Source organism: Micromonospora sp. ATCC 39149, assembly GCF_000158815.1.
Classification (GTDB): domain Bacteria; phylum Actinomycetota; class Actinomycetes; order Mycobacteriales; family Micromonosporaceae; genus Micromonospora.
Window position 1 is genome coordinate 6,180,453 of record NZ_GG657738.1, and the last position, 20,266, is coordinate 6,200,718.

The following is a 20,266-nucleotide window of genomic DNA, read 5'->3' on the forward strand; positions in this document are numbered from 1 at the left end:
GCCATGGCCGTCGCCGCATCCACCCGGGAGCCCGTCCTGGTCCGCCTCGCCCGCGATCACGACCCGGCGGTGCGCGCCATACCCGGAATCGACCTCGGCGTCACCGAGTTGCGTGAGCCGGCCGGCGAGGCCGCCGCCCGATGGTTCCACGCCGGGGTACGGCACGTGTCGCTGCCTGATCCGGTGAACCTGGCCGTCGACGACACCGACGCGGCGTCCCGGGACGCGGTGCGTCGCCTCGTGCTGGTACGCGACCTGACCAGCTTCGGGATCGCAGTGGACTGGCGGCTGCTGCTGCCCTACGGCGGGTCGAACTGGCGGGTCTACTGCCACCTGCATCCGCCGACGGAGCTGTCGGCGGCGGCCGACGACGACACCGATGACCCCCTCGACGCGTGGCGCCGCTCCCACTACATCGACAAGTGCACGTTCCGCGCAGGCCCGGGCTTCGTTCAGGTCCGTGACCGCCGGGCCGGCCGGCTCAACCTGCACACCGTCGACGACCCGGCGTACCTGCGGGTCCTGGCCCAGGTCGTCGAGGGCGCGCCGGCCAGCGACGTCGATTTGGACATCGCCCGTGACTTCGCGGCCGAGGGCCTGGTCGCACAGGTGGGCACCATGCTGGTGTGGCTGCCGTACCGGCTGCGCCGGTGGCCGCTGCCGTCCATGATCGTCTAGCGGCGAGGCCGGGCCGGCGATCCTCGCCTGGCGCGGTGGCCGGGCGCAGCATCGGACCGATCAGGCTGGCCACGTTCACCGAACTGGCCCGAGCGATCTGGCAGTCATCGGACGATCTGCGCGGCGCGCCCATCGAGTCGGGCCACCACGTGGCGCAGGAGAACCCGTTGGCTCTTGCCGCGGCTGTTCATCACTTTCTGAGTTGAACGGTGACAGCCGCCGCGGTCATCAGGCTCCAGAGTCGTCGGAGGTGAGAACGCTACCGGGCTCGTGGGCGTGCTGTGGCGACCAGGACGCGGGCGCGTCGGTCCCGTACGACTGGGTCATCCGCCGACCTAGCGGCTGGGTGTACGCCAGAAGGTTCGCGCCAGTTGAACTGGTGACCTATCAGCGCCGCTGGTCATGAACCGGGTGCCCGGCACGTTTCCGGAGAGGGTCGTGATGCGGGGACGGAGGGTCGGGCGTGGTCCGGGTAGGTTCGCCGCTCCCAGTCCATGGTCGACCACGGTGGTGCCAGGTCTTTCAGGGTGCCGATCTCGGTGGGTCTCAGCGGTGCCGGGGCCAGCGCTTCCTCGTGTCGGGCGAAAACCTTGTCCACGTATCGGTGCCCGGTGTCGGCGCCGATGACGAGATGCTCGCGTTCGGGGTGACGTTGTGCCTCCCATGCTGCTACCAGGAAGGCCGCTCCGGTGGACAGGCCGGCGAAGACGGCGTGCGTCCGCATCAGGTCGATCGTGCCGGCCATGGCGTAGCGGAACGTCAGCCAGTGCAGCTGGTCGTAGAGGTCGGGGCGGATGTTGTCGAAGGGGATGGCACTGCCGATGCCGGCGATGATGGCTTCGGGGTCCTGGAAGCGCTCGCTGCCGAAGCTGACGCTGCCGAACGGCTGGACCCCGACCAGTCTGGCCGACGGGTCGTGCTGGCGTAGCGGCTGGATCAGGCCGGCGCTCGACGCGCCGGTGCCGACGCTGGCCACCACCGTCAGGGGTCTGCTGGGCAGCGCGATGTGCACCAGGCCGGCCAGTTCCGCGTAGCGACAAGCCGGATCTTCGAGTTCACCGGCGCACGCGCAACGGTCCGCGCCACCGGCCTCGACCGGTTCTGGCGCGACGCCCGCACGCTCACCCTGCACGATCCCGTGGCATACAAGGCACAAGAGCTCGGCGACTACCTTCTCACCGGGCGGTATCCACGCGTGACGGCATACAGCTGACCGATCCGGCATCGGGCAGGACGCGAGCCGGTGACCCGACAGAGGGACCTCCAGCGAGCGCGATGGCTGGCCACACTGCTGGCCGCCCACACCGGGCGGTGCGGGCGGTGGCGCTTCTCGCACCTCATTAGCAAGTACGTGCGACTGGCATCAGTGGCGACCGTCCCGGCACGCGATGATCAATACCTCCGTCGGGGGTGCTCGACCGCTTCCGTGCCGACAATTCTTCGAGGAGCTGCTGGTGGGCGTCAGCACCATGACTCGTTCCGTCGGCCGCGTCGAGGTTTGCCGACGTCAATCTCGATTCGCCGTTTCCGAATAAGCACATCTTCTTGGCCGCTCGGATGCTGGCTGACGAGGGCTTTATTGAACAATTCCGTCCAAGGGTGGTGTCCACGACACTGGCCGTGGCCTGGGTCGCTGCTGGGCGCCGCGCCGCCTATGTCACAGATGGCCATCTGCGCGACAGTGTTCACTTCGCCGCCGGAATCGCCCTCTGCCAGGCGGCCGGATGCGTTGTGACCGGGATCGAGGGTCAACCACTGCATACCGGCGCTGGGGGCCTGTCGTGGCCGCGGACGGACAGACATATGCCGCCCTGCTGGCCCTCATAGGTAAACAGCGGGTCAAAGCATGAGTGAGTTCGCTGTGCCAATGGTCCTCGGTCATGGGCCGGATCAGCGGTTGTTGGCGGCGGGAAGGGCGATCAGCTGACCGGCTCTGCCGGTGTGCAGTTCGTGGTTCTCGGCGGCGGTGGCTCTGACCGTCGAGTGGCTTGAGGTGCTCCAGCCGGCGGGTTGGCGCCCGGCCACAGGCGCGCTCGTCACGGCCTGCACCGTCCTCGTCGCAGCGATCGCTGCCCGTTCGGTGCAGACCTCCCGACGGCACTGAGCGAAACCCCAGGGGAGGGCATCATGTCGCACCAATACCTGGCAGCGCTCACGACTCCGTCGGTGGAGGCCGCACAGAGGGAGTACGGCAGCTACACCGCAATGCAGCGAATGACGGCCAACTGGCACACCGATGGCGTTCTCGGCGACGACGAGGTCGACTACATCGCCGACCGGGACGGCTTCTATCTCGCAACAGTCGGCGAGAGCGGGTGGCCGTACGTGCGGTACCGTGGCGGTCTGCCCGACTTCCTCAAAGTCATCGGTGCCGAAGCGGGCGCCTGCCTTCTCGCTTGGGCGGACTTCCGCGGTAACCGCCAGTACCTGTCAACCGGCAACCTGAGAGCCTCCCACCGGGTGTCGCTGCTCCTCATGAGCCATACCTGTGCTCGTGTTGCTCTGCTGGTCAGGTGACGGGCAGGCCGGCCAGCCCGGCGGCGAGGCCGAGGAGGGCGCTGACTCCGAGGACACGCAGAACGGACCACCTGAACCGGAAGATCAGCACACCGGCGATGACAGCGATGCCCAGAGGTATCCACCGCACCGTGCCTAGTTCCGGCAGTTCCAGGCGCAGCGGCCCGCTGGTGACGGTGTGGCTGTCAGCGAACAGGGTGTGGACGGTGAAGTACAGGCCGAGGTTGGCGATCACGCCGACGACGGCGGCGGTGATGCCGGTCAGCGCGGCGGAGAGGGTGTGGTTGGTACGAAGTCGTTCGACGTAGGGGGCGCCGAGCAGGATGAACAGGAAGCAGGGCACGAAGGTGACCCAGGTGGTCAGCAGCGAACCCACCACTCCCGCGACCCAAGGGTCGAGGCTGCCCGGGTGGTGGTAGGCGCCGAGGAACGCGACGAACTGCACCACCATGATCAGCGGACCGGGAGTGCTCTCGGCCAGGGCCAGGCCGCGGACCATGTCCCCGGCAGAAAGCCAGCCATAGTCCTCGACAGCCCGTTGCGCGACGTAGGCCAGGACGGCGTAGGCGCCCCCGAAGGTGACCACCGCTGTGCCGGAGAAGAACAACCCCTGCTGGGTGTAGACGCTGCCGACCCCGGTGGTCACGGCGACCAGCGCGACCGGAGCTAACCAGGCGACGAGCCCGACGGCGAGGATCGTGACGGCGCGCCGAGCGGACGGGCTGTCGTGATGCAGGGCGTCGTCCGGGATCAACGGCGCCGGCCCGTCCTTGCTGTTGCCGCCGTGCCCACCGGCCGTGACGAGTTGCGGCCGCCACCGGTGCACGGCCCAACCGGCGAGCGCGGCGACCGCGATGACGACCGGGAACGGCACACCGAACACGGCGAGCGCGACGACCGCGACGACCGCGAATCCGACCAGGACCCTGTTGTTCAGAGCCCGGCTGCCGACCCGCCACACCGCCTGAGCGACGATCGCGACCACGGCCGGGGCGAGACCGGCGAACACGGCGGTCACGGCGTGGGTGTCGCCGTAGCCGACGTAGATCGCCGACAGCGCCAGCAGCGCGACCAGCCCGGGAAGCACGAACAGGGTCCCGGCTACCAGGCCACCCCGGATGCCGTTGAGTAGCCAGCCGACGTAGATCGCGAGCTGCTGGGCCTCGGGACCGGGCAGCAGCATGCAGTAGTTCAGGGCGTGCAGAAACCGGCGTTGCCCGATCCAGCGGCGCTCATCGACCAGGTGGCGCTGCATGACGGCGATCTGCCCGGCCGGTCCGCCGAAGGTCTGCAACGAGATGGTGAACCACGCCTTCACGGCCTGGCCGAAGGGTACGACGTCACGGGTCGCCGGGGGTTCGGTGGTCGTCACCGCAGGACCTCCAACTCGAATGGGTGGCCGGTCGGGCTCAGGGATGGCGGGCAGGATCCAACGCGCGCACGCCTCGGACGCGTCGCGTGATGGCGGGGTGGGCGGGCTATGCGGGCGTGCGACCCAGAAGCAGGGCGCGACGGTGGTACTCGTAGAGGCCGTCGAACAGGGGCGCGGTGAGTTCCAGCGTGCGAGGGTCGTCGCAGACCATCGACAGGCCGCGCAGAGCGACGTCCAGGCCGGCCGCCTCCGGCGCGTCGTAGCGTCCGTCGTCGATGTCGGCCTCGTGCACGATCTCAGCGATCCGCCAGAGCACCGGATCGGCGAGGTCGTAACGGCGCAGGATCGTCTCGAACGTGCAGTCCGACCCGTGATGCGACAGGTCGACTCCGCGCATGTCGAACGGCGTCGCGTCAGCCGGAACCTCGGACGGATCCGCGACGAAGACGAACTCTGCCTGCGCATCAACATGCCGGCGGATCAGCCACGCACAGGCCGCTCGATCGATGTGCACCCCGGCTCGGGTCGCCCACCTCACGACGCACCCCCACGTACCGGCTCCGTCGCCGGCTCGCCCGCGAGCGTGGCGACCGCCTGCTGGGCGACATCCCGTTCCGGTGGCGGAAAGAAGTCCCGACGCTGGACGCGGTGCAGCTCCCCGCGCAACCGGCGGACCGCCGTGGCCCGCTCCTGCCCGCCCAGCTGCCTGGAGGTGTCGGCCTCGGCAGCGATCTTCGCGTACTCGACCGCGCGGGCCGCCGCCATCTGCCCGGCCAGCTCACGCTCTGCCGCAGCCGACGCCGGTCGGGCCAGCCACACACTCGCCGTGCCATTCGCAGCCGCCACGTCGTCGGCAACCCACTCCAGCTGCTCCCGGGTCCGGGCATCGGCGGGTAGTCCGACGAGGCCGTCGCCGATCTGCGCGACGCCGAACTGCTTGAGCCGCCGCCAGATCGCGATCCGCGGCGACGACGGCTCCCGAGGCACCCGGTAGGCAAGCAGGACCCACTCGCCCGGCTTTGAGCCCACAGCCACCACCTCCCCCTGATGCAACGAGAACCAATGTAACCACGGTTGCATCATCGGGTCCAGGGTCAATTCCGCAGCGAGGCGGAGGGGATGCGGCTCGCCACCAGCGAAATCCACGGTCTCGCGCCCAGGCCGAAGGGTGGCTCGGAGAGATCGAGGGCATCGACCTCACCCTGCGGTTCTTGGCCGAGAAGCAGAGCCAAGCCCAGCGACTGCAACGGATCGGGCGCCACCCTCGGCATCGACGTCGAAATCGTCACCAAAGACCCATAGGCCAGGGGATTCTCAGTAGTCAAGCGGCGGTGGGTCGTCGAACGCAGCCTCGGCTGGATCATGCAGCACCGACGCCTCGCCCGCGACTACGAAGCCCTACCCGACAACTCCGCCAGCATGATCCGCATCGCCATGATCGACAACCTCGCCAAACGCCTCACCAACGAAACCACCCCAACCTGGCGAGACACATAAACACGCATCACTCGCAAAAAACGTGAATCAGACGTCCTCTAGCCTTGATCTTTAACCTGTGCGGCGTGGCCTCGGGTTATCCGAAGTCTTCGTTTTCTTCGTGTCGCCTTTCGGCTTGTGCTGGTAGCGGCGGTGGCGATGTGGACGTCGTGGCGGGCTGTCGGGTGGCGGTTGGGTAGTCCGGGTGGTCGGCCGGGTCCTGGCCGGGAGGGTTTCGGCGCGCGGGCGGGGTTGCCGGCTTTGCTGCGCAGGTGCCGCAACCCTCGCCGGACGCGGGCGGGTGTGAGTCGCTCGGGGGGCTGGGCGTTCCCATGGTCGGCGTGGTCGCCGACGGCGCCTCGGGCGAGGCGTAGCTGGGTGTAGCAGAAACGCGCTCCGGACAGGTGTGCGCCTCCGGCCGCAGCCAGCAGGTGACGTCCACCGCCAAGACGAGCCGGCCGTCAGCGGCCCGCGGCAGCGGCACCACCGCCACCGCGGTCCACAGCCGACCGATGTCGATCCGACCACGGTTCAACGCCGCATACAACGAGCCGTGACCGCGACGGCACTCACCCACCAGCGACAACTCCATCAGGGACCGCACCGGCGCGTCCGCGCACAACAGCGCATCGGCCAGCTCGAACAACGCACCCCGGCCAGCGGTCAGACAGACGTGGAACTCGCACCGGAACGCGGCCAGCCGCCCGACCTCACCGGTCGACCTGGCATCGAGCACACCGATCACCAGACAACCCCTGGTATGCGATCTTCTTCCCCAGACAAGAGGAATGATCGATCAAGGACTGTCCCCATGATCAGCCAAGGACGACACCACCGCCCCGCAGGTCAAAGATCAAGCTAGGCCCGGGACGAGATCGTTCCGATCCGCGCCAACGGCGAGGTGATCGGCGGCCGTGGCGGGCTCAGGCTGAGCACCAGACACTTCCTAACCGGCCAGTACCCAGCCGAGGCCAGGGTCCGCCACGTCATGGACGGGGTGGTGCAGCCCTAGCTAGCCGCCGAGCGCGGTCGCCGCGAGGGCCGTTCCCTCGATACGGGCTTTGATCTTGGCGAAGGCGGTGTCGCGGGAGGTGGACACATCGTCACCGAACGGCGAGAAGCCACAGTCGTCGCAGGTGCCCAGGCGGTCGGTGCCCAGGTAGCGGGCCGCGAGCAGTACCCGGTCGCATACCTGCTCGGGTGTTTCGACGACGGGGTTGATCGGGTCGGTGACACCGACGAAGATCCGCTGACTAGGTCGTGCGTGATCGGCGACGATCTCCAGCACCCGTTCGGGGTCGGGTTCGCTGGCAAGCTGGATATAGAATGTGCCGACACGTAGCTGGAGCAGGCTCGGCAGCAGGTCGGCGTAGTCGATGTCGGCGCTGTGCGTCGAATCCTGATCGCCACCCGGACAGGTATGCACCCCGAGCCTGGCCCGTTCGGCCTCGCTAAAACGGTCGAGTACAGCGTTGTTGAGTTCGATGAACGACCTGAGCAAACCGCCTGACGGGTCAAGTTTGAGCGAGAGCCGTCCCTCCGTGAAATCGACCTGCACTGAGGCCGCACCAGCATCGAGCGCTCCCCGGATGTCGGCTTCCGCCTCGTCCATCAGGTCAGCGAGGAATTCCTCCCGGGAATATCCGTCGACGCCGCCGGTCGGATACAGCAGGCTCAGCGCCGAGGGAGCGATAACGGCCTGCTTCACCTGGGTGGTCGTCAACGCCCGAGCCGCGGTCACGTACGTCGCGGACCGGACTCCGTACCGGAAGGGTCCGGCCGTGAGGCGTGGAAGCTGCCGGGTGTGTCCATCGGCGAACGGGATGACCGCACCATCGGGAGCAAGCATGGTCAAGCCCTGCAATGGGTAGGTGGCGAAGCTTGGCTTGGTCTGCTCACCATCCGTGATCACCGAGGAGCCGGTCGCCTCAAAACGCGAGATTGTGTCGCGAAGGGCGGCGTCATAGAGGTCCTGAAGTTGCTCTGGTCCGATGCGACCGGCGGCATGGTCATCCAGCCCGGCGAGGAGCGATGCGGGACGAGGGATGCTGCCGATTGGTTCGGAGGGAATCATCATGTACGTAAAATAATAAGAATACTGCTATCGATCAATGGCGATCGGCGACCGCGGCGTGGAGAACGTCGGTAACCAGGGCGCGCTCCTGACGTCCACCGGGCAGTGCGGCGAGGAATGCTCATGTATCTTCCAGCCCCATGTCCTTCCTCAAGCTCCGCCTGGTGGCGGGCGCGGCCGCGCTGGTGGTCGCCACGTCCGTCGGCGCTTCGATATCTTCACCCGTGCTGGCCGCGGGACCGCAGCTGGAGATCTCCTACGACACGGTCGGCGAAGTCGACAACAGCGGTCGGCTGGTCGGGGCCTACGCCTACAACTGGGGCGACGAACTGGCCAGTGACGTGACGATGACATTCGACGCCAGCGGGCTGCGCGACATCGACATCAGCGTGCCCGACTGGATCGACCACTGTCAGCTCGACCGTCAGATCGTCACCTGTCATCTCCCGGCCCTGGCTGCGGAGCACACCGAATGGACGCATGCGTTCGAACTCAAGAGCAAGCAGCAGTCCAAGCCGGGCCCCGCCGGCACGGTCAAGGGCACGATACGCGCGTTCGGCCCCGACGGCACCGAATACACCGGCGGCGGTGACCTCGAGGTCTCCATCGTCGAGAGTGGTCCCGACCTGGTCGCGTTCACCGCGGACATCAACAGCGCGGACGACCCCGTCGGCGGCGGCGACGTGCGTCCGGTAAGGGCCGCCATCTACAACGACGGCGACACACCGGCCGGCGACTGGTACGTCCAGATCTCGGTGCCCACGGGCGCCGGCATCGTCGAGCGGTACTCGGACTGCGAGTACCGGGACTGGTGGCCGGGCGAGCACCCCGACGGTTACGTGTACGGCCCCAACGTGGTCACCTGCCCGGCACCTGCGGACCTGGACCCGCTCGCTGGCGGCGAAGGACTCAACTTCGCCGACGAGACTGGCAGGTCCCTCTTCCACGTCGCGTTCGGCAAGAACCTCCGCGGTCCCGACGAGACTGGCGGAGCCGTCCAGGTCGGCTTCGTCGACGACCTTGAGGCGGAGCGCGCGCCGAGTAAGCTGACCCGCAAGGGGTCATCCGGTAAGACGTTCGCGGACGCGGTCGCCGAGCTGAAGCCCACCACTCGGGCTGCCAGCCGGCGTGAGGGCAACACCGCAAACAACTGGGCCGGCTTCGCCATCTGGACCAAGCCGAACACGCACGACTTCGCCATCACCGCGGAGCCGGTCAGCGGCGACATCGGCGACACCGTCGAGATCCCGTACGCGGTGATCAACAATGGGCCGTCCGACGGCGGTGCCAGCTGGACGTTCAAGGCGCCGGCCGGCACCGTCCTGGTCCGCGACGACGAATACGACGGGCCGTGGTGCAACTTCAGCGACGAGGATGGCCATCCGGTCAAGGAATTGTCCGAGGTAAGCTGCAGCACCGAAAGCGAGTTCCCGGCCAAGGCCTCCGGCTACCAGGGCGTCAAGGAGAAGATGAAGCTCCGGATCATCTCCACGCCGGGTAACGACGGCACCCTGCGGGTCCGCACGTACCCGGCGAACGCCGATCCCAACCCGGCCAACGACGAGGTCGAGCTGGTCGTCACGGTGGGCGGCAGTGGCGGTGGCCTGCCGGTCACCGGGGCCAACGCGGCGTTCCTCGGCGGGATCGGCGGTGGGGTCGTGGCGATCGGCGCGGCGCTGTTCTTCTTCGCCAGGCGGCGGCGGATCGTCACCTTCAGCGAGTAGCACCGGCTCCGATGCAGGGGGTTCCGCCGGCCTCGGCGGTGCCCCCTTTCGCTGAGCCCTGTCGAGCACTGGACGTTGCCGGGCTGCCCGGAACGCCGGCGTCGGATCAGCACTCCGGTCAGAACATCTGCGGCGACACCCGGGTGGGGAGATCTGCAACTACTGATCCGCTCAGCGGGCATGTCGCTGACCGGTGGCCGGTATCGGCTGAACGGGTCAGGAGGCGGGCAGGTCCACCGCGAGGCCGGCGGCATCGGCCTCGATCGGATTGTTGGCGGGTCGTTCGACGTGGTGCCACGCCGAATCCCGTTAGGAGAGGTTGAACCGCAGGTACCAGCGGACGGCCAGCACGATCACCTCGGACGGCCAGCACGATCACCTCGGGCGGGAACCGGAACCCGACGAACGCCGACGCCGGCGGAGACCAGGACCGAACACGAGACGACAACCTCACCGACCAAGCACACCACACCGGCCAAGCCGATATCGATCATGCTCTCGCCCACGCAACCCTATCGACCAGCGCGCGTCCGGCCGGCTGGAGATATGGCGTTCGACGGTGCGTCGGGGGAGAAACAGCTCGATCCGACAGTACGTGAGAGGGCGGGTGGATTGGAATCCGCGTCGACCTCGCCTGATTCCGTTCGCGACCGGCGGACGGGCGAGCCGGCCGCGCCGATCGTCCGGCGTGCGGAAGGCGGCAGGTGAGCCCGTCGACCCTGGTCCCGCCAACAGAGTTTCATCGCGATGGGTGATGACGTCGGGAAGAAGGTCGCACTGTCGGCGCGCGGCAAGGTGTCGCAAACGGAGAAGGTGGGAAAATTACCTCCGCCCCGACAAGCAGGACCTGAAGGGATGAGCACGGCAGATGACCACGTACCGCAACCCCTTCGAGGGGCAAAGCGAGCCGCTCCCCACCGAGCTGTCCGGGATCGGCTACCGGCACGAGTTCGCCGAGCTGGACGGGATCGTCCTGAGCTACCTGCGTGGTCCCGAGGCGGGTCCGCCGCTGGTGCTGGTACCGGCGCAGATGGGCACGTGGACGACGTACGCCAAGGTCATGCCGGCGTTGGCGGAGCGCTTCTCGGTCTTCGTGGTGGAGTTGCGCGGGCACGGGAACTCGTCCTGGACGCCGGGAAACTACTGTTGGGACTCGGTCGGCGGCGACCTGCGGCTTTTTCTCGAGCGGATGGTCGGGCGGCCGGCAGTAGTCAGCGGCAACTCCTCGGGCGGGATCCTCGCGCTGTGGCTGGCGGCCAACGCGCCGGGCCTGGTCTCCGGCATCGTGCTGGAGGACGCTCCGGTCTTCTCTGTGGAGATGCCCCGCTTCGCCGAGCGTGATCGCTTCGTCTACAACGGTCTGGCGCACATCGTCGAGGTGCTGGGTGATCGCGAGAATCGGCATCTGGCGGACTACTTCCGCGGTCAGGGGCTGCCGGTGTCCGAGCGGCGGACGAAACGAATGCCGGGCTGGTTCGTCGATCTGCTCGACCGGGCGATCACCCGCTACGAACAGCGGCATCCGGGGCAACCGTCCGGAGCGGACGCGTGGTGGTTGCCGGCCTCCATGGGCGAACTCTTCCGCTCGCTGTCGATGTTCGACCCGGATTTCGCCCGTGCCTTCGTGGATCGCCGCTTCTACGGAGACTTCTCGCACGAGGCGGCGCTGCGGGCGGTGCGCTGTCCGCTGTTGCTGCTTCACGCCAACTGGCACCGCTACGCAGAGCACGGTCTGGTCGGCGCGATGGACGACGACGACGCGCGGCGGGTGTGCGCGCTGGTCCCGGGTGCGGTCTACCGCAGGATCCCCGCGAACCATGTGATCCACCGGCGGAAGCCGGAGGAGTTTGTCCGGGCGATCGAGGAGTTCATTGCCGAGATCAGGGGCGTGCCCATGTTGGGCGTTCCACCCGATCCGCATGGGCGGTAGCCGCACGGAGGGTCGGGTCGGGGGCCTGCGGTCGGGGTCGGCGTCCAATGAGGACATCCCGCGACAGATCGGAGCGGACAACTCGAATCGTCCGTACCGGGGCGGATTGCGATTATCCTTGGCCATCGACTGGCGTCGGTGTCGGGCTTGATCAGGTGTGACTCCATCAAGTACGCTCGAGTCGCTTCGAAATCGCCATTGTTTGACTATTTGTCGACAGTCGGAATGTTTCCCGCCGGTAAAGTGGCGCTGTCCGTTCAGTTAATTTATCCTGGCCCTTCAGGCTGGTGGCGCGCCGGCCGCCGGGCCGCACGTAGTTTTGTTCTACCCGCTCTGTAGGAGGAAGCTTGTCTCCCGTTGTCGACATCCGCTCCCTGACGAAGCGGTACGGTAAGGCGCGCGGTGTCGAGGACGTGACATTCCAGGTCGAGCAGGGCGAGATCTTCGGGTTTATCGGCCCCAACGGGGCCGGCAAGACCACGACGATCCGTACGCTGCTCGGTTTCCTCCGGCCGACCAGTGGCTCGGCCAGGATCTTCGACCTGGACGTGGTGAGCCAGGGGCAGGAGATCAAGAAGCGGATCGGGTACCTGCCCGCCGACGTCAACTACTACGACGACATGCGCGCCGGGGAACTGCTCGACCTGTCCGCCCGGTTCCACGGGGTGGCCGCGTCGGCCCGGATCGCCGAACTCAGCCAGGCGCTCGGCCTCGACCTGGGCAAGCGCATCCGGTCGCTGTCCACCGGCAACCGTAAGAAGGTCGGCATCGTGCAGGCCCTGCTGCACGAGCCCGACCTGCTGATCCTCGACGAGCCGACCAGCGGGCTGGACCCGCTCGTCCAGCACACTTTCTTCGAGTTGCTGCGCGCGGAGAAAGAGCAGGGCCGCACGATCTTCTTCTCCTCGCACGTACTCAGCGAGGTGCAGCGGTTGTGCGACCGGGTGGCCATCATCCGCGACGGTCGGATCATCGACGTGGAGCGGGTCGACGGCCTCGGGGTCGGCCAGTACAAGCGGGTCAGGGTCAAGCTACGCAACCCTGGGGCGACGCTCGACCTGCCCGGGGCGCACCGGCCAGCAGGGCCCGGCGCCGACGTCGAACTGATCTATCGGGGCGGCATCGACGACCTGGTCAAACAGTTGGCCCGGCACGAGGTCGAGGACGTCTGGATCGAAGACCCTCCGCTGGAGGAAATCTTCCTGCACTACTACCAGGGCGACGCGGAGCGGTCCGCCGCCGACGGGGATGGGGTGGCCCGGTGAGCGGCGTACTGTTCCGCAACGAGTTGCGCCGGCACCGGCGAGGCTTTCTGATCTGGGCGGCCGTGCTGCCGCTGCTGAGCTTGTTCCGGATGGCGGAGTATCCGACCTTCTACCGGGAGAACCGGAACGCGCAGGCGGCCCTGGAGCAGTTCTCGCCGACCGAGATCGAGCTGTTCGGCCTGGACAGCCTCCGGCTCACCGAGATCGTCGACTACTACGGCGGCCGGATCTACTCGCTGCTGCTCCTGCTGGGCAGCGTCTACGTGATCATGCTCGCCGCGACCATCCTGGCCAAGGAGGAGGACGACAAGACTGTCGAGTTCCTCCTAGTCAAGCCCGTGACGAGAAGTTCGGTCGTGACGGCGAAGCTCGCCGCCGTGGTGGTCTACACGGTGGCCCTCAACCTCGTGCTCTTCCTCGCCGTGTGGGGGATGTTCGCGGCGTTCGAGCAGGAGGGGTACGACCTCGGGACGCTGGCCGTGCTCAGTGTCGGGTCGTTGCTGGTGCACCTGGCGTTCGTCGTGGTCGGATTCCTGCTCTCGGTCTACGTGGTGCGGGCCAGGACCGTTTACCCGATCTCCATCAGCCTGGTGCTGCTCGCCTACTTCCTGCTTATCGTCGCGAATTCGAGTGAGAACGCCGGCTGGGTGCGGTACCTGTCCTTCTTCGCGTACGTCGACGCGGCAGACATTGTTCGAAACGGGGCGATCAGCGCCGTCTACCTGGTGCTTTTCGCGTCCGTGATCACGGCGGGAACGGTGCTTTCGTATCTGACCTACAACCGCAAGGATCTATCAGCCTGACGCTTCCTCGCCGGGGGGCAGTACGGGTTGTTTTCGCTGGGGGGCGAGGTGGGGGATTTCTTGCGTCAGCTGATGCTGCGCAGAAAAGAGGGTGATCACCGGGGCGTGCTCTGTGTGACGGACGCGTTCGACGGTCCACGGGGGGACGGACCGTCGGGTTACCTGCACCCGGAGGAGGCCGGTTACCTGGCGGGCCTGCGCTATCCCAAGCGCCGTGGCGACTATCTGATCGGTCGGTACGTGGGAAAGCGAGCGGTCGCGGCGCTGGTCGGCGAGCCGGACCCGGCGGGATTCCGGATCGACCGGGGAGTTTTCGGCCACCCGGTCGTGCGCGGTACCGCTCGGGCCGGTGTGCAGGTGAGCATTACACACAATGGACCCGCCGCCGCAGCCGTCGCGTTCGACGAGGCGCATCCGATGGGCGTCGACCTGGAGCAGATCGACGAAAGTCGCCTCCCCACCCTGCTGCGGCAGCTCAGCGGAGACGAGCGGGCGTTGGTCGACCAGCTCGGACTGCCGCTGCTGGAAGCGGCGGTGCGGCTGTGGAGCGCCCGGGAGTCGCTGACCAAGGCGATGCGGACCGGACTGACCGTACCGATGCCGCTGCTGGAGGTCTCGGCGGCGGTCGCCACCGTCGGCTGTGTCCGGTTCGAGTTCCGCAACTTCTTCCAGTTCGCCGCGATGACCGTCCGGATCGGCGCGTACTGCCTGGCGTTGGCGCTGCCCCGGTACACCCGGCTGGACCCGCTGACCCTGCCAGCCGGCACCCTGGGCAGCCCGGCGGAGGTGCGCCTTGGCTGACGGCCTGGTCTTCCTGTTTCCGGGGCAGGGCTCGCAGTACCCGCGCATGGGCGAGGAGCTGTGGCGGGCGTACCCGGACTTCCGCGACGACCTCGTCGCGCTCGACGATCGGCTCGCGGCCCGCCGGGGGCACGGGGTCCTCACCCGGCTCTACGACCGGTCGACGCCGCCCGGCCGGCCCTTCGACGACCTGCGCGACACCCACCCGGCGATCTTCATGGTGCAGTACGCGACGGCGCGGTTGCTGATCCGTCGGGGCGTCCGCCCCGACCACGTGCTCGGCGCCAGCCTGGGCGAGGTTGCCGCCGCCACGATCGCCGGGGCGCTCGACGCGGAGACCGCCCTGGACCTGGTCTGCGGACACGCCGAACGGGTCATCCATAGCTGCCCGCCGGGCGGAATGATGGCGGTGCTGGCGCCGCCGCAGCTGACCGCCACGGAGCCCCTGCTGCGGGACCGGTGCGAGCTGGTCTCGGTCAACGGCCCGGAGTACTTCGTCGTCGCCGGTGCCCCGGACACCCTGGACGAACTCGCCCGCCTGCTCGACGCGCGGCGGATCGCCCACCAGCGGCTGCCGGTCGGCTACGCCTTCCACTCCGCGTACGTCGAGGCGGCCCGACCCGAGTTTGACGGGCTGTCGGAGGTGGGCACGGGGCGGCCGCTGCGCCTGCCGATGGTCTCCTGCGCCACCGGCGGGCCGCTGACGGCGCTGCCTCCGGGGCACTGGTGGCGGGTGCTGCGCGAGCCCATCCGCGCGGTCGACGCGCTGCGTGCGGTGGCCTCGGTCGGCAGCCACCGCTACGTCGAGATCGGCCCCGGTACCCCGCTGACCGCGACGCTGCGCCAGAACAGTGTCGCGTCGCGGTCCAGTCACACCGTGCTCACGCCGTTCCACGCCGAGCCCCGCACCCTGGCCGAACTGTGCCACCTGGTGGGGTCGCCGGCACCGGCGGCACGGCGGAGCGGTCCGGCCGGCCAGACCAGAGAGGACCAACCCATGCTCGCGTACGTCTTTCCCGGTCAGGGCGCACAGCGCAAGGGCATGGGCGCGGACCTGTTCGACGAGTTCCCCGAGCTGGTGGCCCAGGCCGACGAGGTGCTCGGCTGGTCGGTACGGGAGACCTGTCTGGAGGACCCGCACGGGCGGCTGGACCGGACCGAGTACACCCAGCCGGCGCTGTACGTGGTCAACGCGCTGAGCTACCTGCGGCAGCTCGCCCGTACCGGCCGCGAGCCGGATTTCCTGGCCGGTCACAGCCTGGGTGAGTACGATGCGCTGTTCGCCGCCCGGGTGTTCGACTTCGCCACCGGACTGACCCTGGTACGCCGCCGGGGCGAGCTGATGTGTGCCGCGACCGGTGGCGGGATGGCGGTGGTGATCGGACTGCCCGCCGACGATGTCAGCGCCCTCCTCGCCCGCGACGGCCGGGACACGGTCGTCCTGGCCAACTTGAACACACCGTCCCAAGTGGTGCTCTCCGGTCCGCGCGCCGACGTGCTCGCCTGTCGGGACCTGCTCACCACGGCCGGTGCCCGGTTCGTGCCGTTGAACGTCAGCGGTGCGTTCCACTCCCGCTACATGCGGGACGCGCAGCGAGAATTCGGCGCGTTCCTGGCCGGGTTCACCCTGCCTGCGCCGAGCATCCCGGTGATCTCCAACGTCACCGCGCGACCGTATGGCGCCGACGTCGCGGATCTGCTGGTGCGCCAGATCGCCAGCTCGGTCAACTGGACTGACACGGTCCGCTATCTGCTGGCCCGGGGCGTCACCGTCGAGCAGGTCGGTCCCGGCGCGGTCCTCACCGGCCTGACCCGGGCGATCCAACGGGAGGCGGCACCGCTGGTCCTCGACGACCTGGCCGACCCGGTCCCATCGGCCCGTGCCTCGGCCGCTCCCTCCGGACGAACCTCCGCACGGCCCGTCGTCACGCCACCGGTGGTCGTACCAGCGGCCGTCACACCGCCCGTCGTCACGCCAGCGGCCGTCATCCCTCCGGTGGTGGCTCCCGTCGCGGCGGCTCCCGCGCCGGCCCGCACCCGGGCGATCGGGGAGGCGTCGGCGCCGACCGGCGGTACCGTGCTCGGCAACGACGAGTTCCGCGCCGCGTACGGGCTGCGGCACGCCTACGCCAGCGGATCCATGTACAGGGGCATCGCCTCGAAGGAACTGGTTGAGCGGTTGGCCCGCGCCGGGATGCTGGCCTTCGTCGGCACCGGCGGGATGCGCCGCCCCGACGTGGTCGACGCCATCGAGTACCTGCGCCGCCGGCTGCCGGCCGGCACCGCCTACGGCTTCAACCTGCTGCACAGCCACGGCGACCCGGAGCGGGAGGAGGAACAGATCGACCTGTTCCTCGCCCACGGTGTCGAACTGGTGGAGGCCTCCGCGTTCATCGACGTTTCCCCGGCGCTGGTGCGGTACCGCCTGGCCGGGCTGCGTCGTGGTCCGGACGGTCGGGTCCGGGCCGGCAACCGGATCATGGCCAAGGTCTCCCGTCCCGAGGTGGCCACCGCCTTCCTCAGCCCGGCACCACGGCGGGTGGTGGAGGCCCTGCTCGCCGCCGGTGGGGTCACCCCGGAACAGGCCGCGCTCGCCGCCGAGCTGCCGATGGCCGACGACCTGACCGTGGAGGCCGACTCCGGCGGACACACCGACGGCGGGGTGGCGTACGCGCTCATGCCGGCGATGCTGCGGCTCCGTGACGACCTGAGGCGCCAGCACGGGTACCACGACCGGGTGCGGATCGGCGCGGCCGGCGGCATCGGCACGCCGGAGGCCGCCGCGGCGGCCCTGGTGCTGGGCGCTGACTACCTGGTCACCGGGTCGATCAACCAGTGCACCGTCGAGTCTGGGGCCAGCGACCCGGTCAAGGCCCTGTTGCAGGACATCAACGTCCAAGACACCGACTACGCCCCGGCCGGTGACATGTTCGAGTTGGGCAGCCGGGTGCAGGTGCTGCGCCGGGGGGTGTTCTTCCCGGCCCGGGCCAACAAGCTGTACAGCCTGTACCGGCAGTACGACTCGCTGGAGGACATCGACGCCCGGACCCGCCAGCAGTTGGAGCAGCGCTACTTCAAGCGCACCTTCGACGAGGTGTGGGAGTTGGTCCGCCAGCACAAAGTCCGCCGAGGAGGGGGACCCGTGCGGCGGCCAACCCCAAGCAGCGGATGCTGCTGGTGTTCAAGTGGTACTTCGCCTACTCCAACCAGCTCGCCCTCGACGGCGACGAGGAGAACACCGTCGACTTCCAGGTGCACTGCGGTCCCGCGCTGGGTGCGTTCAACCAGTGGGTCAAGGGCACGCCGTTGCAGGACTGGCGGGCCCGGCACGTGGACGACATCGGCCACCGCCTGATGGCCGGCACCGCCGAACTGCTCGACCGGCGGATGCGTGACCTGGTCCGGCCGGCGGCACGGCCGCCGCAGGAGCTGGCCCCCGCCCTGACCTAGACCACCGGCGCCCCACGCCCCGGTGCCTCCGCGCCGGGGCCCCGCGTCCCGTCGAGCCACCACTCCCTGACTACAGGAAGGCGTCACCGGTGAAACCAACGCTGGAGGTCCTGCGCGACGGTCCTACCTCGGCGGCCGTCGGGCCGCCGCTGCTGCTCGTGCACGGCGGCTACTTCGCTGCCTGGTGTTGGGAGAACTTTCAGCCCTACCTGGCCGACCGGGGCTATGCCTCGTACGCGCCGAGCCTGCGAGGGCACGGTGGCAGCCCCGGCATCGAGCGGATCGACTCGTTCCGGACGGCCGAGTACGTGGCCGACGTGGTCAGCGTGCTGGAGACCATCGACGAGCCGCCGGTGCTGGTCGGCCACTCGATGGGCGGCGGCCTCGTACAGCGGGTCGTGGCCGAGCACGGCGACCGGGTTCGCGGGGCGGTGCTGCTCTCCTCGTTGCCTCCGGACGGCTTCAGCAAGGGCGCCGCCTTCGGCTGGCTGCGCAGCGGCATGCGCCCGCTGATGCAGCTGTCGAAGCTGCACCGCGGCAAGCTGCCGCCGGACGCGCCGGACTCGCCCGAGACGTTCCCCTACTCGTGCTTCTTCCACGGTGACCTGCCCGCCGAGCGGCTCGCCTCGTACGGACGGCGGATGCAGCGCGAGTCGCAGCGCGCGGGCAAGGAGCTGACCCGGCGCGTGGTCCGCGACCCGGGTGCGATCCGGGTGCCGATCGCGGTGATCGCCGGCGCCGAGGACTGGTTCTTCCCGCCGGTTGTCGCCGAGCGGACCGCCCGGGCGTACGGGGTGGAGCCCATCCTGGTGCCCGGTACCGGGCACGCGGCCATGTTGGACACCGGCTGGGAGGAAGTGGCCGAGCACATCCTGGCCTTCCTGCCCCGTTGTGTGACCCGCTGACCCGCCGTACGAGAGAGGACAGTCAGTGGGGACAACGGGCTCGTACGACGTGAGCAGGATCGGCGCGAGCGTCGACGCGGAGATCGATCGGCTGGGCGGCCAGGTCGAACTGTTCTGGGCCAAGGAGAGCCAGCGGTACGCCGGCTACGGTCTGACCGCCGGCCTGACGGTGGTGGAGCTGGGCTGCGGGCCCGGTTACCTGCTGGAGAAACTGGCCACCGCCTTTCCCGGTCTGAACCTGCACGGCCTGGAACTCGACCCGCTGCTGGTCGAGCGGGCCAGTCGGTACCTGTCCGAGCAGGGGCTGGACGTGTCGGTCCGGCAGGGCTCGATCCTGGACACCGGCTATGCGGAGGCCACCTTCGACTTCGCCGTCATCCGACTGGTGCTGGAACACCTGCCCGAGCCGATGACGGCGATCCGGGAGGTCTACCGGATCCTGCGCCCCGGTGGCCGGGCGGTCTTTGTGGACAACGACTTCGAGATGCACCTGATGAGCTTCCCGCCCATCCCGGAGCTGCGTGAGGTGTACGACGCGTACTGCCGCTCGCGGGAGGACGAGGGCGGCAACCCGCGGATCGGCCGGGAACTGCCGGTGCTGCTGGCCGCCGGCGGGTTCGTGGACGTCGACTACGACGTGATCAGCGCGCACAGCGCCCTGCTCGGCGACGATCTGTTCGCCCGTTCCGAGGGAGTGGGCATCCCGTCCCGGCTGGTTCAGGACGGCTACCTGAGCAGCCGCACCCTCGGGCTGGTTTCCAGCCGCTGGCGTGACCTGCTGCGCAGCGACGGACACGCGCTGATCCGTCAACTACACCTGGGCACCGGCCGCCGGCCGGCGGCCGACCGGTAAGGGGACGGAGCGATGGCGGCTGTGGTGCTACCGGTGGTGGTCGGGGAGGTCGCGCGCCTGCTCGGCGTGCCCCCGGAGACGGTCGACTGCGAGGGAACCCTCGTCGACCAGGGGATCGGTTCGGTCCTCGGGATGGACCTCGTCGACGCGCTCAACGCTGCGCTCGAACTGGACCTGGGCCCGGAGGTGGTCTACGACCACCCCACGCCGGTCCGGCTGGCCGAGGAGATCGACCGGCGGCGCGTCCCGACACCCGCTCCCGCCGTCTGCGGGCCGGGTCTCGACGGCGACCTCGACGACCCGGTACGGCGGCACGTCGCGGCGCTCGCCGGCCTGCCGGTCGACGTGGTCGTCCCCGACGTGCCTCTGGTGGACCAGGGGATCAACTCGGTGCGGTCGGTCGACCTGGTGGACGCCC

At 68.8% G+C, this 20,266-nt stretch carries 19 protein-coding genes and 3 pseudogenes; 15 read left to right on the forward strand and 7 right to left on the reverse strand.

Annotated elements, in window-relative coordinates:
- Positions 1-3 precede the first annotated feature (3 nt).
- Both MCAG_RS26910 and MCAG_RS33010 read left to right on the forward strand, forming a co-directional pair.
- Positions 4-678, forward strand: coding sequence for a DUF5825 family protein (locus tag MCAG_RS26910; protein ID WP_007076103.1), 675 nt, complete (start codon positions 4-6; stop codon positions 676-678).
- 35 nt (positions 679-713) lie between these two features.
- The gene (locus tag MCAG_RS33010) at positions 714-884 is read left to right on the forward strand and encodes a hypothetical protein (RefSeq protein ID WP_198141652.1); all 171 of its coding nucleotides are present in this window, start codon (positions 714-716) and stop codon (positions 882-884) included.
- A gap of 194 nt (positions 885-1,078) precedes the next feature.
- Here the strand turns inward: MCAG_RS33010 and MCAG_RS26915 are convergent, their stop codons facing one another.
- Complete coding sequence (locus tag MCAG_RS26915) at positions 1,079-1,690, reverse strand: pyridoxal-phosphate dependent enzyme (RefSeq protein ID WP_198141653.1); 612 nt, start codon at positions 1,688-1,690, stop codon at positions 1,079-1,081.
- Here MCAG_RS26915 and MCAG_RS36420 point away from each other — a divergent pair.
- From MCAG_RS36420 to MCAG_RS26920, 3 genes and pseudogenes are all read left to right on the forward strand, one after another.
- A complete protein-coding gene (locus tag MCAG_RS36420) occupies positions 1,685-1,891 on the forward strand; it encodes a hypothetical protein (protein WP_198141654.1) in 207 nt (68 codons plus the stop codon). The genes MCAG_RS26915 and MCAG_RS36420 overlap by 6 nt on opposite strands.
- A gap of 260 nt (positions 1,892-2,151) precedes the next feature.
- Positions 2,152-2,528 (forward strand): annotated as a pseudogene (locus MCAG_RS31485) (inositol monophosphatase); the annotation flags it as partial.
- Positions 2,529-2,805: 277 nt separating this feature from the next.
- Positions 2,806-3,195: a pyridoxamine 5'-phosphate oxidase family protein gene (locus MCAG_RS26920; RefSeq protein WP_050778088.1), complete on the forward strand. Its 390-nt coding sequence runs from the start codon at positions 2,806-2,808 to the stop codon at positions 3,193-3,195.
- Here the strand turns inward: MCAG_RS26920 and chrA are convergent.
- The 4 genes from chrA to MCAG_RS34010 all read right to left on the reverse strand — a co-directional run bounded on the left by chrA (position 3,188) and on the right by MCAG_RS34010 (position 5,856).
- The gene (gene chrA / locus MCAG_RS26925) at positions 3,188-4,567 is read right to left on the reverse strand and encodes a chromate efflux transporter (RefSeq protein ID WP_007076106.1); all 1,380 of its coding nucleotides are present in this window, start codon (positions 4,565-4,567) and stop codon (positions 3,188-3,190) included. The genes MCAG_RS26920 and chrA overlap by 8 nt on opposite strands.
- 106 nt (positions 4,568-4,673) lie before the next feature.
- Positions 4,674-5,105, reverse strand: coding sequence for a chromate resistance protein ChrB domain-containing protein (locus MCAG_RS26930; RefSeq protein ID WP_007076107.1), 432 nt, complete (start codon positions 5,103-5,105; stop codon positions 4,674-4,676).
- A complete protein-coding gene (locus MCAG_RS26935; protein WP_036375445.1) occupies positions 5,102-5,596 on the reverse strand; it encodes a Chromate resistance protein ChrB in 495 nt (164 codons plus the stop codon). The genes MCAG_RS26930 and MCAG_RS26935 overlap by 4 nt, the downstream gene beginning before the upstream one ends.
- A 65-nt stretch (positions 5,597-5,661) precedes the next feature.
- Positions 5,662-5,856 carry a hypothetical protein gene (locus MCAG_RS34010; protein ID WP_198141803.1) on the reverse strand — a complete coding sequence of 65 codons (195 nt, stop codon included), beginning with the start codon at positions 5,854-5,856 and terminating at the stop codon, positions 5,662-5,664.
- On the opposite strand from MCAG_RS34010, the pseudogene MCAG_RS31490 reads away from it, so the two are divergent.
- A pseudogene (locus tag MCAG_RS31490) lies at positions 5,822-6,064 on the forward strand (transposase); the annotation flags it as partial. The gene MCAG_RS34010 and the pseudogene MCAG_RS31490 sit on opposite strands and share 35 nt — an antisense overlap.
- A 76-nt stretch (positions 6,065-6,140) precedes the next feature.
- Here the strand turns inward: MCAG_RS31490 and MCAG_RS31495 are convergent.
- The gene (locus tag MCAG_RS31495; RefSeq protein ID WP_007076110.1) at positions 6,141-6,788 is read right to left on the reverse strand and encodes a transposase; all 648 of its coding nucleotides are present in this window, start codon (positions 6,786-6,788) and stop codon (positions 6,141-6,143) included.
- A 267-nt stretch (positions 6,789-7,055) separates the two neighbouring features.
- Positions 7,056-8,120, reverse strand: coding sequence for a cobalamin-independent methionine synthase II family protein (locus MCAG_RS26945; protein ID WP_007076111.1), 1,065 nt, complete (start codon positions 8,118-8,120; stop codon positions 7,056-7,058).
- Between the two features lie 137 nt (positions 8,121-8,257).
- Between MCAG_RS26945 and MCAG_RS26950 the strand changes: the two genes are divergently transcribed.
- From MCAG_RS26950 to MCAG_RS34015, 9 genes and pseudogenes are all read left to right on the forward strand, one after another.
- Positions 8,258-9,841, forward strand: a complete 1,584-nt coding sequence (locus MCAG_RS26950; RefSeq protein WP_007076112.1) for an LPXTG cell wall anchor domain-containing protein — start codon at positions 8,258-8,260, stop codon at positions 9,839-9,841.
- Between the two features lie 868 nt (positions 9,842-10,709).
- Entirely contained in the window at positions 10,710-11,771 is a 1,062-nt protein-coding gene (locus tag MCAG_RS26955) for an alpha/beta fold hydrolase (RefSeq protein WP_007076113.1), read from the forward strand.
- Between the two features lie 347 nt (positions 11,772-12,118).
- A complete protein-coding gene (locus MCAG_RS26960; protein WP_007076114.1) occupies positions 12,119-13,036 on the forward strand; it encodes an ABC transporter ATP-binding protein in 918 nt (305 codons plus the stop codon).
- Positions 13,033-13,839 carry an ABC transporter permease subunit gene (locus MCAG_RS26965; RefSeq protein WP_007076115.1) on the forward strand — a complete coding sequence of 269 codons (807 nt, stop codon included), beginning with the start codon at positions 13,033-13,035 and terminating at the stop codon, positions 13,837-13,839. The genes MCAG_RS26960 and MCAG_RS26965 overlap by 4 nt, the downstream gene beginning before the upstream one ends.
- 72 nt (positions 13,840-13,911) lie before the next feature.
- Complete coding sequence (locus MCAG_RS26970) at positions 13,912-14,640, forward strand: 4'-phosphopantetheinyl transferase superfamily protein (protein WP_083802364.1); 729 nt, start codon at positions 13,912-13,914, stop codon at positions 14,638-14,640.
- Positions 14,633-17,829, forward strand: a pseudogene (fabD, locus tag MCAG_RS29975) (ACP S-malonyltransferase); the annotation flags it as partial. The gene MCAG_RS26970 and the pseudogene fabD, both read left to right, overlap by 8 nt.
- A gap of 350 nt (positions 17,830-18,179) precedes the next feature.
- Entirely contained in the window at positions 18,180-18,995 is an 816-nt protein-coding gene (locus tag MCAG_RS26980) for an alpha/beta hydrolase (protein ID WP_007076118.1), read from the forward strand.
- 25 nt (positions 18,996-19,020) lie between these two features.
- Entirely contained in the window at positions 19,021-19,848 is an 828-nt protein-coding gene (locus tag MCAG_RS26985) for a methyltransferase domain-containing protein (RefSeq protein ID WP_007076119.1), read from the forward strand.
- A 12-nt stretch (positions 19,849-19,860) separates the two neighbouring features.
- The coding region (locus tag MCAG_RS34015) for an acyl carrier protein (RefSeq protein ID WP_007076120.1) at positions 19,861-20,266 on the forward strand (406 nt) is incomplete at its 3' end.

Bases quoted from the DNA above. Each gene is read 5' to 3' on its own strand.
- MCAG_RS26910 (WP_007076103.1), top strand. From the start codon at position 4: ATGGCCGTCGCCGCATCCACCCGGGAGCCCGTCCTGGTCCGCCTCGCC.
- MCAG_RS26920 (WP_050778088.1), top strand. From the start codon at position 2,806: ATGTCGCACCAATACCTGGCAGCGCTCACGACTCCGTCGGTGGAGGCC.
- MCAG_RS26945 (WP_007076111.1), bottom strand. From the start codon at position 8,120: ATGATGATTCCCTCCGAACCAATCGGCAGCATCCCTCGTCCCGCATCG.
- MCAG_RS26950 (WP_007076112.1), top strand. From the start codon at position 8,258: ATGTCCTTCCTCAAGCTCCGCCTGGTGGCGGGCGCGGCCGCGCTGGTG.
- MCAG_RS26955 (WP_007076113.1), top strand. From the start codon at position 10,710: ATGACCACGTACCGCAACCCCTTCGAGGGGCAAAGCGAGCCGCTCCCC.
- MCAG_RS26970 (WP_083802364.1), top strand. From the start codon at position 13,912: ATGCTGCGCAGAAAAGAGGGTGATCACCGGGGCGTGCTCTGTGTGACG.